This is a genomic window from Acetivibrio mesophilus, from assembly GCF_004102745.1.
Lineage (GTDB): Bacteria > Bacillota > Clostridia > Acetivibrionales > Acetivibrionaceae > Hungateiclostridium > Hungateiclostridium mesophilum.
The window spans coordinates 70,818-86,776 of sequence record NZ_RLII01000004.1; the positions used below are offsets into that span (position 1 = coordinate 70,818).

Consider the following 15,959-nt stretch of genomic DNA (forward strand, 5'->3'; position numbering starts at 1 on the left):
ACTAAAAATGCAAGTTAAATTTTATGAATGTTATATTTTGAAGTCTCTTTTTGATAATCTAATATGATTTATGCTTTGTACATTGCTTTTTTAATATTGTATAATAATCCTTGACATAGAATGTTTATCAAAAGTACAATGTACAATATAGAGTCAACACAATTATTAACAAGTGACACGACAATAAATATTCAAAAATACAAAGGAGAATTTCAAGGAGAAGATATGATTTCCAAGTTTATAGATTACATCAAAAAAAACAAATACCTTATAGTAATACTTATAGGTGTAATATTAAGGCTTATCTGGATTTTTGCCATGCCAACATACCCGGAAACCGACTTCATGTGGTATCATGTTAAAGGAAAGGAAATAGCAGAAGGCAAAGGCTTTCTGAACGGAATTTACCCCTATTACACCGGAAGACCGGGAGTTCCGACAGCCTTTAGACCCATAGGTTATCCCGGAACTTTGGCTATCCTCTACTTCATATTCGGTGCAGATTTTATGGTAGCAAAGCTGTTTAACGTTGCGCTTTCTACTCTTATTATGTTTTTGACATACAAGCTTTGCGATAAGTTTTTCGGAAGCAAAATTGCATTTTTGACCTTGCTCATTTTTGCCTTATCACCCCTTGCAATAGCGTACAACAGCATCATATGCTCGGAAATTTTGTTTTCCGCTCTATTAATGCTTTCTATTTATTTATTTTTTAATAAAAACAACCCTTTTATCATCGGTCTTTTGATTGGCTATTTAACCCTCGTAAGACCTATCGGAGTATTCATTCCGACAATATTTGTCCTGTATGAATTTATCCGCAGAGATGTGGGGCTAAAGCATAAAATCAAGTATGTCGCTGCCTTTGCAGTATCGGTTGGATTGGTAATTGCTCCATGGATGATAAGAAATTATGTTGTTTTCGGCGAACCGGTTTTCTCAACAAACGGAGGCTATGTTTTTTATGTAAATAACAACGACTATGCAACCGGGTCCTGGAGTGATCCCTTTAAATACCCCGACAGTCCAATGCTACAGTACAAAACTGAGGATGGATTTGATGAAATGGCAATTCACAAGCTAGGCAATAAACTTGCAAAGGAGTGGATAAAGGAAAATCCTAAAAGGTTTGTTGAACTGGCCTTTCTTCGCATTGCCAATTCATACTGGTATAAAACCGATGATATTATGTGGGCACTAACCATAGGTATTAACCAGTGGCATCCAATAACCTCAAAGGCTGTCAAGCTTGAAAAATTGCTGTACAGACCTTTTTACATTGTACTTTTCATATTTATTATATATGCCGTGGTACGGTTTATACGACACAGAAAAATTGACTTTACCACGTTTATTCTCCTGATATTCCTTTACTTTAATGCAATGATGTTTGTGCTGGAAGGAAACCCTAGATATGTTTTCCCTCTTCACCCCATTTATACAATAGGTGTCTCCTTTGTTATAATAAATATACTTAAAAAGTTGCTGCCGGAACGTTTTTCAGCTATTTTGTCTTGAATTTAGTTTATTGCATTGACATTCCAAATGCTATATAATATTGCTTTGTGGATTTCACTTTTTTGAAGTATTAGCCTGTATACGAAAGGATAGATGTTTTAAATGAAATTGGGAATAGTAGGACTACCTAATGTAGGAAAAAGTACTCTTTTTAATGCTATAACAAAAGCCGGTGCAGAATCGGCCAATTACCCCTTTTGTACAATTGAGCCAAATGTAGGGATTGTGGCTGTCCCCGATGAAAGACTTGATAAGCTTGCCGAAATGTATAATCCGGAAAAGGTCACACCCACTGCCATAGAATTTGTGGATATAGCAGGTCTTGTAAAAGGGGCAAGCAAAGGCGAAGGCCTTGGCAATAAGTTTTTGTCCCATATAAGGGAGGTCGACGCAATAGTCCATGTCGTCCGTTGCTTTGAAGACAGCAATATTGTACATGTCGAAGGTTCCGTAGGGCCTGTTCGTGATGTGGAGACCATTGAAATGGAATTGGTCCTTGCAGATATGGAAGTCATGGAAAGAAGAATAGACAGAACACGCAAAATGTTAAAGTCGGGAGATAAAAAGTTTCAGGTAGAATTGGAGCTCTACGAACGGATCATGAAGACCCTTGAAGCAGGTAAACCTGTACGCTCAATGAGCTTTACCGACATTGAGGAGAAAAAGCTTGTAGATCAACTCTTTCTTCTGACGTCAAAGCCTGTCTTGTACGCAGCAAATGTATCTGAAGATGATATAAATTCCGATAAGCCCAACCCGCTGTTGGAAGAGCTCACTAATCACGCCAAAAGCGAAGGCTCGGAAGTAATGGTTATATGTGCAAAGATTGAAGAAGAAATTGCCCAACTGGAGGACGATGAAAAAGCAGAATTTTTGACTGAATTGGGATTATCGGAGTCCGGGCTTGACCGACTGATAAAAGCAAGCTACAAGCTTCTTGGGCTTATCAGTTTTCTCACTGCTGGTCCACAAGAAGTCAGGGCATGGACTATAGTCAAAGGTACAAAGGCTCCCCAGGCAGCCGGAAAAATTCACACTGACTTTGAGAGAGGCTTTATACGGGCTGAAGTCGTTGCTTATGATGACCTTACAAGGCTTGGCTCATACAATGTGGCAAAGGAAAAAGGCCTTGTCCGTTCCGAAGGCAAAGAGTACGTTATGCAAGACGGCGATGTTACTCTCTTTAGATTTAATGTATAAACTAAAACCTACTAATTGATTGCCGCGTACTGCCAAATAAAATCTAGATTCTCGAACATTATAAAAGCGCATACAAACTATATTAAATGTATGCGCTTATAATTTTTATCTTTTTCCGACTATTTATCGTCATTACTGTCATTATCTTCATTGTCGCTATTGTCACTGTCTTCATTTTCTTCATCAATATCTTCTTCAAGTTCTCCAATCTCACTATCGGTCAATATAATGCTCAAATCCAGAATGGAGATCAACTTTTCGCCCTTTTTCCCAACACACTTGAGATAGTCATTATATACCTTCTTGATAATATCCGGGGTTGGTTCTATTTCATCGGCAGATAACCTAATTATCTCAAAAACATCATTTACTACAAAACCAATGAGCTTGTCTTCAATGTCTGTAATTATAACCTTTGTTTTTTTACCAACCTCCATGTCCCCCAACTTAAACCTTTTGTTGAGGTTAACAATCGGAACTACACTTCCCCTAAGATTAATAACTCCATCAATAAATCTAGGCATCCTTGGCATCTTTGAAACTTCTTCATACTTGACGATCTCTTTAACTTGGCTGGTATCCACTCCACAAATCTCATCATTTAGACTAAATACTGCAATTTGCATGCCTTCCATCAGAAAAACCTCCTTAATATGAATTTTCTGCATAGAATTTAAACCTTCAAATAAGAAATATGCTTTTGAATTGAACTCATCATAAATATTCAACCTTTCCGATATGAAATCCAAAAACCAAGAAAAGAAATGCGTATATCTTAATATTATACTAAAAAAGTATAATTTACAACAATTTTATGAAGTTTTTTAATTATTAAATTATACAGTTTTGGTTACACACTTCAGAATAACGAAGATTATTCTATTTATCAGAAATAAAGAATTTATTAGATAAAGTAAAAGAACCGTCAGTAGACAGCGAAAAATATACTGAAGATGCATTAAGCCTAAATAGCGGTGATACATTCTTATATTAAAGCATACAGATAAAAGACTATATACCTCCTTGTAAATTTTTCAAATTTCATGAAAATTATTATTGACTGATATCCTATTACATGGTAAAATGATTGATAATAAAAGCAATGATGGGGTAAAGTAGATTGTATATTCTTTTCAAGCGAGCTGGGGATGGTGCGAGCCCGGTAAAAGAGGTATAATTGAAGTTCACCGCCTGAGCTGTTGGCTGAAAAGCGAATTAAACCGCTAAAGTAGGCTTAACCGGAGCTTTCGCCGTTAAAAGAAAGGTTGTATCGGATTATATATGTGTAGTCCCGTACAATAATGAGTGGGCATTATGCCAATTTGGGTGGTACCGCGTGGAGAATACACTCCTCGTCCCTTAAGAATAAGGGATGAGGAGTTTTTATTTTGCCTCTTGGAATGAAATGAAAGAGGCAAAGCGAAAGGACTCGATGTCCCGAGCTTCTATTTTTGACTTTTGAAGTAAAAAATAAAAATAATAATATATGGAGGTTTTTACTATGATTATTGTTATGAACCAGAATGCTACAAAAGAACAAATTGACAGTGTGGAAAAAAAGCTTTTGGATCTGGGTTTTAAGACTCATCCTATCGTCGGAGATGTAAAAACAATAATTGGAGCAATTGGTGACAGAAGACTTCTTAACACCCACTCCATATCTACTATGCCGGGAGTTGAAAGCCTCGTTCCCATCATGAAGCCATATAAGCTGGCCGGTAAGGAGTTGAAGCATGATCCAACCATTGTTACGGTAGGCGATGTTCGAGTCGGAGACAACGAAGTGATAGTTATGGCCGGTCCTTGCGCAATTGAAAACGAAGAAATCTATGTGGAAACAGCTAAAAGAGTAAAAGCAGCAGGAGCCAAAATACTTCGCGGAGGTGCCTTCAAGCCTCGCACATCCCCTTACGCCTTCCAAGGCCTAGAGGAGGACGGCCTTAAAATAATGGCCACTGCTCGTGAGGTAACAGGATTAAAGCTTGTCACCGAAGTTGTGGACACAAGAGATGTGGACCTTGTCGCCTCCTATGCAGACATCATTCAAATCGGAGCACGAAACATGCAAAATTTTAGACTCCTCAAAGAAGTTGGAATGCATAAAAAGCCTGTACTGCTGAAAAGAGGAGTGTCCGCAACCATCGAAGAATGGCTAATGGCTGCCGAATATATTATTTCCGAGGGCAATCCGGACGTAATACTTTGTGAGCGGGGCATACGAACATTTGAGACTGCCACTAGAAATACTATTGATATGAGTGCCATTCCTGTAGTAAAGGAGCTGTCCCATCTACCGATAGTGCTTGACCCCAGCCATGCAGCAGGTACATGGAAATATGTAGATCCCCTTGCAAAAGGTGCAATAGCAACAGGAGCCGACGGATTAATTATTGAAGTGCATAGTCAACCGGATTGCGCTCTTTGCGACGGTCAGCAGTCCTTGATCCCTTCGAGATTTGAACAGCTTATGAAAGAGCTTGAGCCCGTGGCTCTTGCAGTAGGAAGAAAACTATAAATAAAGAAAAATACATTGTAAAAAAAAGCTCAGAGGCATGTTCATTCAATGACTCCGAGCTTTTTACTTACTTAAATACGTATCCATATCAACTTGTACCGCTTCCCTCAGCTTTCCTATTTCATCATAGCTTACAACAATATTTTTTCCTATTTCCTTTGCATAGTACAGAGCTCGATCAGCATAATCAACAACCTTTTTGATATCATCAGAGTGCACCGGAAACTGGGCAATACCGCAGCTTACAGTCACTTTGGCCATTTTTTGACCTTCGCCAACAAACAGGTTTTGCTTTTCAAGCTGGCGTCTTATTCTGTCCCCTACACTCTTGGCTTGCTCAAGGTCAAGATCCCTTATCAGAATCAAAAACTCTTCTCCCCCATAACGAACAGGAATATCCGTCTTTCTGATACTCTGCATTATTATACCTCCAAAAGTCGCCAGGAGCTTATCTCCCCAAACATGACCATAGGCGTCATTGAATTTTTTAAAATTATCAATATCAAACATAAGTATATTTAGTGGCTTTTTTGAATACTCACAGTAAAGAGCTTCTTCCTCAAGCTTCTGATCCAACATATGCCTGTTGGCAAGCCCTGTGAGCTTATCCGTCCTAGCTAGCTTAAATTCCCTTTTATGCATCTCATCATATTTTTTGACCTCCAAGATAACTATTGACACACCGTATGCCGTCAGTAGTATAAAAAAATCTCTTATGGCAAGCTTTAAGAAGTTTATCTGCTCGATATTATCCGCTTTTACCAAAATGGATGATAGCGAGTAAAAAATTATACTAAAAACACTGATATTTATGGTACTCAAGATATCTTTACCAATGCCATAATATGCAATTATGAAAAATAGAAGTATGTATATATCCGAATCAATACCCTTAAATATGTAGGAGAAAGTGCAAATTAGAATAACATCAAAATAAAAGGAAAGATTTATCAGCTTCTTTATCAAATTATTCGGTTTCTTGAACAAATAAAGCAAGGTTAGAAATCCATTATATAGAATTGCTAGGAAAAAAGTCTGCCAGAAACTTTTTTCTGTTTGAGGATAATCGGAAACTAGAAAAAAAAGAGGTATTATAAGCAACAAAGTCATCCATCTGAAATAAATAAAACTTCTCTGCTGACGTAAGCCTTTAACTCTCTTTTCCTTAACGAATCCGTTTATAATATCATTCATCGTACTTCTTTAACCTCAAAACGATAGAATATTTTCCCTTTACATACTCATATTCTATATTTATTTTTAATTTTTGTCAATTACCCATTATGCAAACCTATACAAACTTCTGCTTTATTCTCTCCCAATAAAGCATCACAGCCATCCCTAAGAGGGTAAGAACAGTGCCCAATACAAGGTTTAAGGTAATTTTCTCATTAAGAAACACAATTGCAAACACGCTTGCTAAAACAGGCTTTAGAAAGAAAACCATAGATCCACTGCCGGCACCTGTACGCGTCAGCCCCATAAAATAAGTCAGGTACGCTATACCGGTAACAAAAACCGAAAGATATATAACCTGAAGAGAAGCTGTATAATCAAATTTAAAAACCGGAATGTCCCTTATTAATAAAATAGGAAGCAAAACAAGGCTGCCGATTAGAAACGAATACCCATTCATCTTAAGACTGCCGATTTTAGATGATGCCCTTCTACCTACGACGGTATATAGTCCGTATAAAACTGCCGACATCAAAGCAAGAAGCGGGCTTAATATATTTATATCCTGAAAAGCCTGTCCATCGGTACTTATAGCCACTATGCCAAGCATTCCCAGAAACATCCCCACGACCTTAAATAAAGGTATTCGCTCCTTGTCCATAATAGCTGCAAATATGGATACAAATATTGGATTGCTACTGAAAATAACCGCCACTATGGATGCTTTAGCTGAAGCAGTACTTAGGCTCAGTTGAAGCAGATTCATACTAAATACTACGTTTAGGATTCCTGCCAGAGCAACAATCCCCATGCTCCTTTTGTCTATTTTTAAATCACGTTTTATCAATAAAAACAAAAAGAGCAGAGAGCCTCCGATAAAAAACCTCAAAAAATTAATTTGAAAAGGGTTAACCCTACCCATAATTGTTTTGCTTACAACCTCATATGTACTGAAAAAAATTACAGTAATCATTACAAAGAGGTAGCCAAAATTGTATTTTTTCACTGCTTTCCCCCACTTTAACACATTATACTTATTTAATAGCATCTCATTATCACAATCATAGGACTTCTGTACTAGTCGTTTCCGCTTAATTTAAGACATTATAACCATTAACACAGGAGCAATATCGGTGTATAATTGTATTATAGGATAATATTAAAATAATTAGAATAGGGTGAGTTCTATGATAGATCTTATAACTTGTGAAATATGCGGAAAACTATATAATCCAAACGGCTTTTTTAGAGTATGCCCTATCTGCTATGAAAGTGACGAGTCGGATTTCAAAAGAATTAAGGATTATCTCAATTTGCACCCGTGTGCCAAAATCTTTGACGTAGTAGCAGATCTTAATATTTCTGTAAAGAAAATCAAGCGTTACTTGCGCGAAAGCAGGCTTGAAATCCTAGAAAAGGAAAATCATTTCCTATTCTGCGAAGGCTGCGGAAAAAGCATACGTTCGGGCATATACTGCGATGAATGCTATAAAACTCATCACAAAAATATCAAAGTTATATGTTCCGACAGCAACGACACTAAGCATTCCAATGCCATACGTTTTAGATCCGATGGACAGTCAAAGCGTGCATCATCGATTTAGTCTATTCATCAAATACTAATATCATCGACATTTTCAAACTGCTTTTCACCTTCATCACTAAATACTACTTTTACATAATTTCTCATGTCATGATCTTTTCGGTCCTCTTCATCCAGCTTCACATAAATATCTACTTTTTTAGCGACATCAATATCCAGCCTCTTGAATACATCCTTTTGTATTATATCAACGATGGAGTCAATATAGTCTAAGGCAGAATGCTTTGATTTACTCTCTATCACAGCCTGAACCCTTCCCAACTTATTTGTGCCCATTACTTCTAAATGCACAATTCCAAGTTCATTTTCATTATCTGTGGCATAGAGAAGTTCTCTTTCATATACACTTTTATTATTCGACATAACAACCCACTCCAATTGTAATAATTATATATTCCACAAACAATAAAATATCATTAAATATCTTTCTCGTAAAGCATTTTATATACGCTGTAGTAATTTTCTACTCTTTTAGTGTAGATTTCAGTTTCTTTGTAAGGTATACTATCAAGACTCTTCCCCGTTTTGCTGTACTTGCTGTTGTTTAGCCATGAATGCACACATGAAGCGCCGGCATTATATGATGCTACCACAAGGACAGGGCTATCAAACTGTCTCTCTAAATTATTAAGCAACCAGCATCCAAACTTTATGTTTGTCTCAGGGTCATATAAATATTCCACTTTAAAATCCTTTATCCCCATCATTTCTGCAATCCAGAATGCCGTATCATCGGTCACCTGCATCAGGCCCCGAGCATTTTTATGGGAGGTCGCATCGGGGTTAAAGCTGCTCTCTGCCTTAATAATTGAAAAAACAAGGTACGGATCCAAATCATATTCAGAAGAATACCTGTAAACATATTCCTTAAATTTCAAAGGATACAGCATTTTAATAGCTCCTTCGAGAATAAACACAATAGCAATCAATGCCACTGCAAAAATAAAAATCAGCTTCACATTTCTTTTAAATCTATTAGCCACAAAAATACCCACCTTAACGAAATCTTATTAGCTATATATTTTGTGATAAACATTTTACATTGATTTTGGATATCGTAAAACATATACATTGATTCATACGTTGAAGTCACTTATTGTAGTTTGCCTCAACTATTCTTCTAAGTTCTTCATAAGTACTATCATTTTTAATTATTACATCGGCCAGACTACAATAATATTCATCACTTAACTGTGCATTTATTCTTTCGACTACCTGTTCATAGGTTAATCCGCTTCTAGCCATTACCCTTTTTATCCTGTTTTCTCTATCTGCGACTACCACCCAAATTTCCTTCGCAACATCAAGAAAACCATGTTTTATCGGAATAGGTGCATCTATAACAACAGTTTTCCCCAATTTCTTTAAAACTTCATGTCTTTCCCAAATGATTTGAGCCACATGTCTATGAGTAATGCTGTTTAAATCCTCCAGTTTGTCTTTATCATTAAAAACCTCTGCGGCAAGCTTTTTTCTGTCTATTTCTCCGTCCGGAGCAAGTATTTGAGCCCCAAAGCAGTCTACAATCTCTTGATATGCTTCCCGGCCTTTTAGGGTAATGTCTCTTGCGATAATATCAGCATCAATTATCTGGGCTCCGAGCTCACCCAAAATCTTTGATACTGTGCTTTTTCCGCTTCCAATTCCGCCAGTAACTCCAATTGTCTTCAATTTCAACATCCCTCTATATTTTATTACTTAGTTTCGTACCAGTTGTTACCTGATTTAACCTCTACGATTAACGGCACCTTCAGGCTGACAGCATTCTGCATGCCTTCGGATAGAATTTTTTCAACCTCTTCCTTTTCTTCTTTGAACACCTCAATAATAAGCTCATCATGAACCTGAAGTATGAGCCTTGACCTAAGTTTCCTCTTTTTGAGTTCTCCATGCACCTTTACCATTGCAATCTTGATTATATCCGCGGCACTTCCCTGGATCGGAGTGTTCATTGCAATACGTTCTCCGAAGGATCTTATATTGAAGTTGCGGGACTTGAGCTCCGGCAAATATCTTCTCCTCATGAACATGGTGGTTACAAAACCTTTTTCTTTGCCCTCTTCTACAATATCATGCATATATTTCTTTACATTGGGATATCTGTCCAGATAACCGTCTATATACATTCTAGCTTCTTTTCTGCTTATCTTCAGATCCTTCGCAAGACTGAAGTCCCCTATTCCGTAAACAATACCGAAATTGACAGCTTTTGCTCTGGACCTCATTATAGAAGTAACTTCTTCCTTTGGTATTCCGAAAACCTTTGAAGCCGTCGAAGTATGAATATCCTCATTGTTTAAAAACGAATTTATCATGTTTTCATCATCGGTTATATGGGCCAGAACCCGAAGCTCAATCTGAGAATAATCCGCATCAAGGAGCTGATAATTCTCATCTGAAGGAATAAAGACCTTCCGTATTTTCCTTCCCATCTCAAGTTTTATCGGTATATTCTGAAGATTGGGCTCTGTACTGCTTATCCTCCCTGTCACTGTCACCGTCTGATTGAAACTTGAATGAATCTTTCCAGTGTGAGGATTTATAACCGCCAGAAGTCCTTCTACATAAGTAGATTTCAGCTTCATAAGCTGCCTGTATTCCAATATTTTTTCTACAATTTCATGCCTGTCGGACAGCTCTTCCAATACTTCCGCATCGGTTGAATATCCGGTTTTTGTTTTCTTAATAATCGGAAGTCCTAGTTTCTCAAAGAGGATAACTCCCAGTTGTTTTGGAGAGTTGATATTAAACTCCTCTCCTGCCAGCGAGTATATTTCCTTTGTAATAACATCTATCTTTTCTTGCATCTCTTTTGAAAACTCAACAAGGGCATTGACATTAACCTTAAAGCCGTGATATTCCATATCCGCCAAGGTTCTTACCAGCGGAAGCTCGATACTATAATAGAGCTGTTCCTGGTCGTTTTCCTTAAGAATATTATCCATTTTCTGATTGACTTTATTTATAACATAAGGATAAATGCCCACGGTCTTTGAAAGGTCGTCCTGTTGCATATCCCGGTATAGAGTAAAATTTTTGCCTTTTCCCGACAGCTCCTCAACGGCCTTGATATTCAGGTTTAAATACTCCATCGCCAGCTCGGATATTGCATAGGTATCCTTTGACGAGTTTATTATATAAGCTCCAATCATGGTGTCAAAGGCCAAACCGTTAAAGTCAATTCCCCGATTATTTAAATATACTATAAAGTTCTTAAAATCATGACCGTATTTTTTTATGCTTTCATCCTCTAAAATGTCCTTAAACTGCCGGAAAAACTCATCCTCATTAATATTGTTTTCAAAGTCCACATACCACGCTTCATCTTCCTGTGATGAAATTGCACAAGCCGCAAGCTTTTGTGAAAAGCTTCCCGTTTTATCAATCAAATAATAGATATATACTTTTCTGTTTCTTAGAATATTATTTTTTAATTCCTTAAGCTCATCACTGTTTTTTGCAATCTTAATATCCAGTTCTAAGCTATCTTCGCTTTGGGCATCATTTAATCCAAACTTATCAATAAAGCTTTTAAACTCCAGCCTCTTAAATATCTCATAGGTCTTATTCCTATCAATTTCCACAACCTTTAGATCTTCAATATCACAAAGAGACGGCATATTTCTTTCAATCAGGGCAAGCTCCCTGCTCATAAATGCTTGTTCTTTAAAAGTCTCAAGCTTTTCCTTAAGTCCTTTCTTTTTGACGCTGTCTAATGAGCTATAAAGATTTTCGAGGTTATTATACTCTCTTATAAGATCTAAGGCCGTTTTTTCGCCAATACCGGGAACACCGGGGATATTATCGGAAGCATCTCCCATCAAAGCCTTTACGTCAACAAACTGTTCCGGCTTAATTCCGTATACTTCTACAATCCTATTGTAGTCATATTCCTCAACATCTGTTTTTCCGCCTTTTGTTCTGGGAAGCTTAAGTTTCGTTGAAGGTCCCACCAATTGATAGGCATCCCTGTCCCCCGTAACCAGTATTACTTCCAGTCCCTTTTTTTCGGCGCACAATGAAATGGAGCCTAATATATCATCGGCTTCAAATCCTTCCATCTCGAGCCTTCGTATATTCATTGCATCCAATACTTCCTTCAAAAGAGGAACCTGAACCCGAAGCTCCTCAGGCATACCTTTCCTATTTGCCTTATATCCTTCGTATCTGCTGTGCCTAAAGGTTGGAGCCTTAAGATCGAACGCAACACAAATGTATTGAGGCTTCTCCTCTTCAATAAATTTTTGCATCATATTTATAAATCCGTAGATTCCATTGGTATATGTACCGTCGGATGTCACCAGCAGTTCACGAAGCCCGTAAAAGGCTCTGTTGATAATACTGTTTCCGTCTATAGCCATCAATTTTTGCTTGCTCATTGTTTAAACCTCTCAGCTTTCTTTATCTTCAGTCGACCTTTTGAATTTTGAATTTTCTGCAATTATTATAAAACATTATCCTTCATTAGTAGGATTTCTTTTTTCTGCTTGTTTATCCATGTGTTTAACCGAACCGTCATTTTCAATAATTAGAGAAATGCTTTCTCCTTTCATATACGCCCTTTGGCCTTTCTTTACAGGAATGCTTACTTCAAGACCACAATCATCGGATACCAAAACTGCATATCCGTCCTCAATCCTCTTTACCACTGTATCTATAATCAATTTTAATCATCACCTTTTTTAGTTTTATGTCTCAAAATCCTGTCCCCATAATTGTACACAAAAAAGGGACTGCAGTAAACAGCTGTCCCTTAATTTTTTTTATTGCCCGTGTTTTAAAAAGTTAGACCGAAGAAAATCGTTGTACTTATTTAAGACTATTGGATACAAACTCAGCTTCATTGCACTCAAGGCGATAAATCAGCTTGTCGAGTTTGTCTTTATTGAGTTCATCTATTTCAACAATTTCAAGACCATACTCATTGTATAGCTCTCTATTTATGATTCTGTTTACTTTCGCTTTAAATTCCAAAGACTGTACTTTATCTATGGAAGCATTTACAAACACATTTACAAGACTTTGTGGTTCAATTTCTTCTCTAAAAACTGCGCCCACGCCCGTCATACTGATATTCTTGATTATGGCATATATATTATCGCCTGCTCCCTTTGGATAGAATTTTGATTGAAAATTAGTAAGGTACCTTTTAGCATTTCTATTATTCTTTACTCTGCTGACACTTTTTATTGAAACCTGTACCAGCCATGGATAAGTTAGCTCAAATCCACTTATTGTCCCATTAACAATGTATTCATACTCTCCCTGCATAACTTGGCAGGAAACAATATCACCTTTAAATACATTATTTTTCAAGAATTCTTCGGGAATTCTAAAATATAGGCTCTCACCTTCAGTCTTTTGTATAACCGATAGGATTGGCTCAAAAATATATCCATGCTTAATACTGATAACAGCACCCCGTCTGAAAACCTCCTCCTTCTCTTTAACAGACAGTACATATTCTTCTTTCTGAACCGGAATCCAATTAGACAGCTCGACATTCATCATTATGATCCCTCCTTAGACTTGTTGACAATTCAATCCTTGAAAAACGAACTTAAAATCGTAATGATGATATATTCGACAAACAGTCTAAAATATCCTCCTTTGCATGAAGAATTTGCTTATTCAAGATAAATACTACTCTTTAAGTACTGTTATTTCAACTTTTTTCATCGTACCTTCGCCATTCGTTTCTTCATCTAAGGAAAGGTTGTTGCCATATTTCTCCTTGAGCTTATTTACAAAATCGTTATATTTTGTACTGTCCATGTCAAAACTCAGCACCTTCTTATTCTCCTTCGGGCTGGAAACGGCATCATATTCCGGAGCGGATTTCTCCATTTTTACTTCAATTTCTATATTGCACGAAATGGCAATATTATTAATGTTATCAATTTCTTTTTCAATGTCCGATGAGTTGATTGTAATATACACATCATAAATAGGTATACCTGCAACAGTAATACCGTAAGTTGATGCATCTTCCGGAGCAGGGGCTGTTGAATTGATAGAATTATCCGCAAACTCCTTCGTTCCTTCCTCTCCGACAGCATCACTCCCACCATCATATTGTCTGGCTTTCATGGATATATCATGTCCGTTGAATGAAGTTTCTACCTGGTAATTGTTCTCATTTCCATACTCATCCGACTGGCTATTGTCATTTAGAGCAGTTCCTGAAATTTTATCCCGATTTAAACTCATTGATACTCCGCTGCTATCTTTTGGAGCATTACCAAATAACCCCCGGGTCATAATTAGGCTTCCGGCGACAAAAACCATAATAAGTCCTGCAGCGATAGAGGATGAAAAACCAACAAACTTTTTCTTAAAAGGTACAGTCTTACTCTTTAATTCATTCTTATTCTTTTCTGCCATAAGTTTCTCATGAAGCTCTTCTCTAAATCCGGAAGGAAGCTCAACCTCTTCGAAAGAACCCAATGCACCGACAATTTCTTTTAGTGCATCAAGCTCACTTTTACAGATTTCACAAGTTTTTATATGCTCATCGATCTCATTTTTAGTTTCATTATCCAACTCATTATCTATATATAAAGATAATAATTCAATTATTTCACTACAACTTTTCATCTCCAACCCTCCTTTCAATATTATTTGACGTATTCTTCATTTATAAGTTCCTTTTTTTGCTGAAGTATTTTTTTTAGAGCCTGCCGCGCCCTGTTAATTCTCGATTTAACCGTACCTTCCGGACATTTTATTATGCCGGATATTTCTTCATAGCTAAAGCCTTGAATATCTCTTAGCACAATAACCGTCCTGTATTCTTCAGACAACATATTTATTGAATCCTTTACAGCCCTTTTAAGCTCATTATCCTCAGCTGTCAATTCAGGTCCCGGTGAATCATCCTTTATCTGACGTTTCATCTCATTTCCACCAATTTCAATATCCTCATCGAGAGAAACCACTTTCTTATTTTTTCTTTTACGAATCTCATCGAGGCAGGCATTCGTTGTAACCTTATATATCCATGTATTAAATAGGGAATCGCCTTTGAAATTCTTTATGGATTTATACGCTTTCAAAAAAACTTCCTGGGATAATTCGCTGGCATCATCAAAGTTCCCCAGCATTCTAAAGGCAATATTGAATACTTTCTTTTGACACCCTTCTATAAGCTTCTCAAACGCCTCAACATCCCCCTGTTTAGCCTTGCCAATCAATTCCTTCTCACAATAGTTCATATTACCAGCCTCACCTCCGGCTCCAAAATGATTCAAACCAATTATCGTCAAACAATCAAAATCATTAAATGCATCCCAAAATCTTATTATACAATTTTTTTAACATAATTTGAACTGTTACAGATCTTTTTCATATAAAAGTAATATTAGCTACTTACATATATTACCAAAGGGTTTTTTCTTAAATTATAGAATATATTTATCATAAGATTAGATTAATACTAAAAGGGGTAGTACTATGATCAATACAATTCTAGTAATTGATGACAATATCATTGATAATGCTATTATCAAAAATTACCTTTATGCCGAAAGATACAGCATAATTTCTGCTCTAAATGGGCGTGAAGCTCTAGAACTTATTGAAAGCCGCAATATCGACCTTATATTGCTTGATGTAGTTATGCCCATAATGGATGGATATGATTTCTTGAAAGAATTCTCAAAAACATCTTATTATAAGGAAATCCCCGTAATTGTTGCATCAAATCTGGACAATACGGAGAATATCGAAAAAATTCTTGAGTTTGGTGTATTCGATTATATCATAAAACCATTAGACCATATTAACAAATTGATACTTATAAACAAAATAAAATCGGCTCTAAAGTACAGAAATGCGCTCTTAGACCTTAATAAAGCTACAAAGCTCATCAATCAGTTATCCACTAAGGAAGCATAAATTTATCTATATTTCACGCCATGCAAAAACACCCGCCTTAAAAGCGGGTGT

Annotated in this window: 16 protein-coding genes and 1 other annotated feature; of the genes, 5 read left to right on the forward strand and 11 right to left on the reverse strand. The window is 36.7% G+C overall.

The window, feature by feature from the left end:
• The first annotated feature begins 225 nt into the window (after positions 1-225).
• Positions 226-1,518, forward strand: coding sequence for an ArnT family glycosyltransferase (locus EFD62_RS05165; protein ID WP_069193598.1), 1,293 nt, complete (start codon positions 226-228; stop codon positions 1,516-1,518).
• 102 nt (positions 1,519-1,620) lie between these two features.
• On the forward strand, positions 1,621-2,718 hold the full coding sequence (ychF, locus tag EFD62_RS05170) for a redox-regulated ATPase YchF (RefSeq protein WP_069193597.1): 1,098 nt from the start codon (positions 1,621-1,623) through the stop codon (positions 2,716-2,718).
• A gap of 119 nt (positions 2,719-2,837) precedes the next feature.
• On the opposite strand, the gene EFD62_RS05175 is transcribed toward ychF, so the two are convergent.
• Positions 2,838-3,353, reverse strand: coding sequence for a chemotaxis protein CheW (locus EFD62_RS05175; protein ID WP_128705822.1), 516 nt, complete (start codon positions 3,351-3,353; stop codon positions 2,838-2,840).
• 458 nt (positions 3,354-3,811) lie between these two features.
• Positions 3,812-4,081, forward strand: a binding site (T-box leader).
• 138 nt (positions 4,082-4,219) lie between these two features.
• Here EFD62_RS05175 and aroF point away from each other — a divergent pair.
• A complete protein-coding gene (aroF, locus tag EFD62_RS05180; RefSeq protein WP_069193595.1) occupies positions 4,220-5,233 on the forward strand; it encodes a 3-deoxy-7-phosphoheptulonate synthase in 1,014 nt (337 codons plus the stop codon).
• Positions 5,234-5,296: 63 nt separating this feature from the next.
• Here the strand turns inward: aroF and EFD62_RS05185 are convergent, their stop codons facing one another.
• Together EFD62_RS05185 and EFD62_RS05190 are read right to left on the reverse strand one after the other, a co-directional pair.
• Positions 5,297-6,427, reverse strand: a complete 1,131-nt coding sequence (locus tag EFD62_RS05185) for a GGDEF domain-containing protein (protein ID WP_069193594.1) — start codon at positions 6,425-6,427, stop codon at positions 5,297-5,299.
• Between the two features lie 97 nt (positions 6,428-6,524).
• Positions 6,525-7,415 (reverse strand): DMT family transporter, encoded by an 891-nt coding sequence (locus tag EFD62_RS05190; RefSeq protein ID WP_069193593.1) that lies wholly within the window; start codon positions 7,413-7,415, stop codon positions 6,525-6,527.
• Positions 7,416-7,596: 181 nt separating this feature from the next.
• On the opposite strand from EFD62_RS05190, the gene EFD62_RS05195 reads away from it, so the two are divergent.
• Positions 7,597-8,013: a flagellar protein gene (locus tag EFD62_RS05195; protein ID WP_069193592.1), complete on the forward strand. Its 417-nt coding sequence runs from the start codon at positions 7,597-7,599 to the stop codon at positions 8,011-8,013.
• A gap of 8 nt (positions 8,014-8,021) precedes the next feature.
• On the opposite strand, the gene EFD62_RS05200 is transcribed toward EFD62_RS05195, so the two are convergent.
• The 8 genes from EFD62_RS05200 to EFD62_RS05235 form a co-directional block, all read right to left on the reverse strand.
• On the reverse strand, positions 8,022-8,375 hold the full coding sequence (locus EFD62_RS05200; protein ID WP_069193591.1) for a hypothetical protein: 354 nt from the start codon (positions 8,373-8,375) through the stop codon (positions 8,022-8,024).
• 53 nt (positions 8,376-8,428) lie between these two features.
• The gene (locus tag EFD62_RS05205) at positions 8,429-8,995 is read right to left on the reverse strand and encodes a lytic transglycosylase domain-containing protein (protein WP_069193590.1); all 567 of its coding nucleotides are present in this window, start codon (positions 8,993-8,995) and stop codon (positions 8,429-8,431) included.
• A 106-nt stretch (positions 8,996-9,101) separates the two neighbouring features.
• Entirely contained in the window at positions 9,102-9,683 is a 582-nt protein-coding gene (coaE, locus tag EFD62_RS05210; protein WP_128705823.1) for a dephospho-CoA kinase, read from the reverse strand.
• A 23-nt stretch (positions 9,684-9,706) separates the two neighbouring features.
• On the reverse strand, positions 9,707-12,391 hold the full coding sequence (gene polA / locus EFD62_RS05215) for a DNA polymerase I (protein WP_069193588.1): 2,685 nt from the start codon (positions 12,389-12,391) through the stop codon (positions 9,707-9,709).
• 75 nt (positions 12,392-12,466) lie between these two features.
• Positions 12,467-12,676 (reverse strand): hypothetical protein, encoded by a 210-nt coding sequence (locus tag EFD62_RS05220; protein WP_069193587.1) that lies wholly within the window; start codon positions 12,674-12,676, stop codon positions 12,467-12,469.
• A 145-nt stretch (positions 12,677-12,821) separates the two neighbouring features.
• Positions 12,822-13,523 (reverse strand): PilZ domain-containing protein, encoded by a 702-nt coding sequence (locus EFD62_RS05225; RefSeq protein ID WP_069193586.1) that lies wholly within the window; start codon positions 13,521-13,523, stop codon positions 12,822-12,824.
• A gap of 132 nt (positions 13,524-13,655) precedes the next feature.
• Positions 13,656-14,609, reverse strand: a complete 954-nt coding sequence (locus EFD62_RS05230) for an anti-sigma factor family protein (protein ID WP_069193585.1) — start codon at positions 14,607-14,609, stop codon at positions 13,656-13,658.
• 20 nt (positions 14,610-14,629) lie between these two features.
• Entirely contained in the window at positions 14,630-15,226 is a 597-nt protein-coding gene (locus EFD62_RS05235) for an RNA polymerase sigma factor (protein WP_069193584.1), read from the reverse strand.
• A 238-nt stretch (positions 15,227-15,464) separates the two neighbouring features.
• Here EFD62_RS05235 and EFD62_RS05240 point away from each other — a divergent pair, with 238 nt between their 5' ends.
• Positions 15,465-15,908, forward strand: coding sequence for a response regulator (locus tag EFD62_RS05240; RefSeq protein ID WP_069193583.1), 444 nt, complete (start codon positions 15,465-15,467; stop codon positions 15,906-15,908).
• The last annotated feature ends 51 nt before the right edge of the window (positions 15,909-15,959 follow it).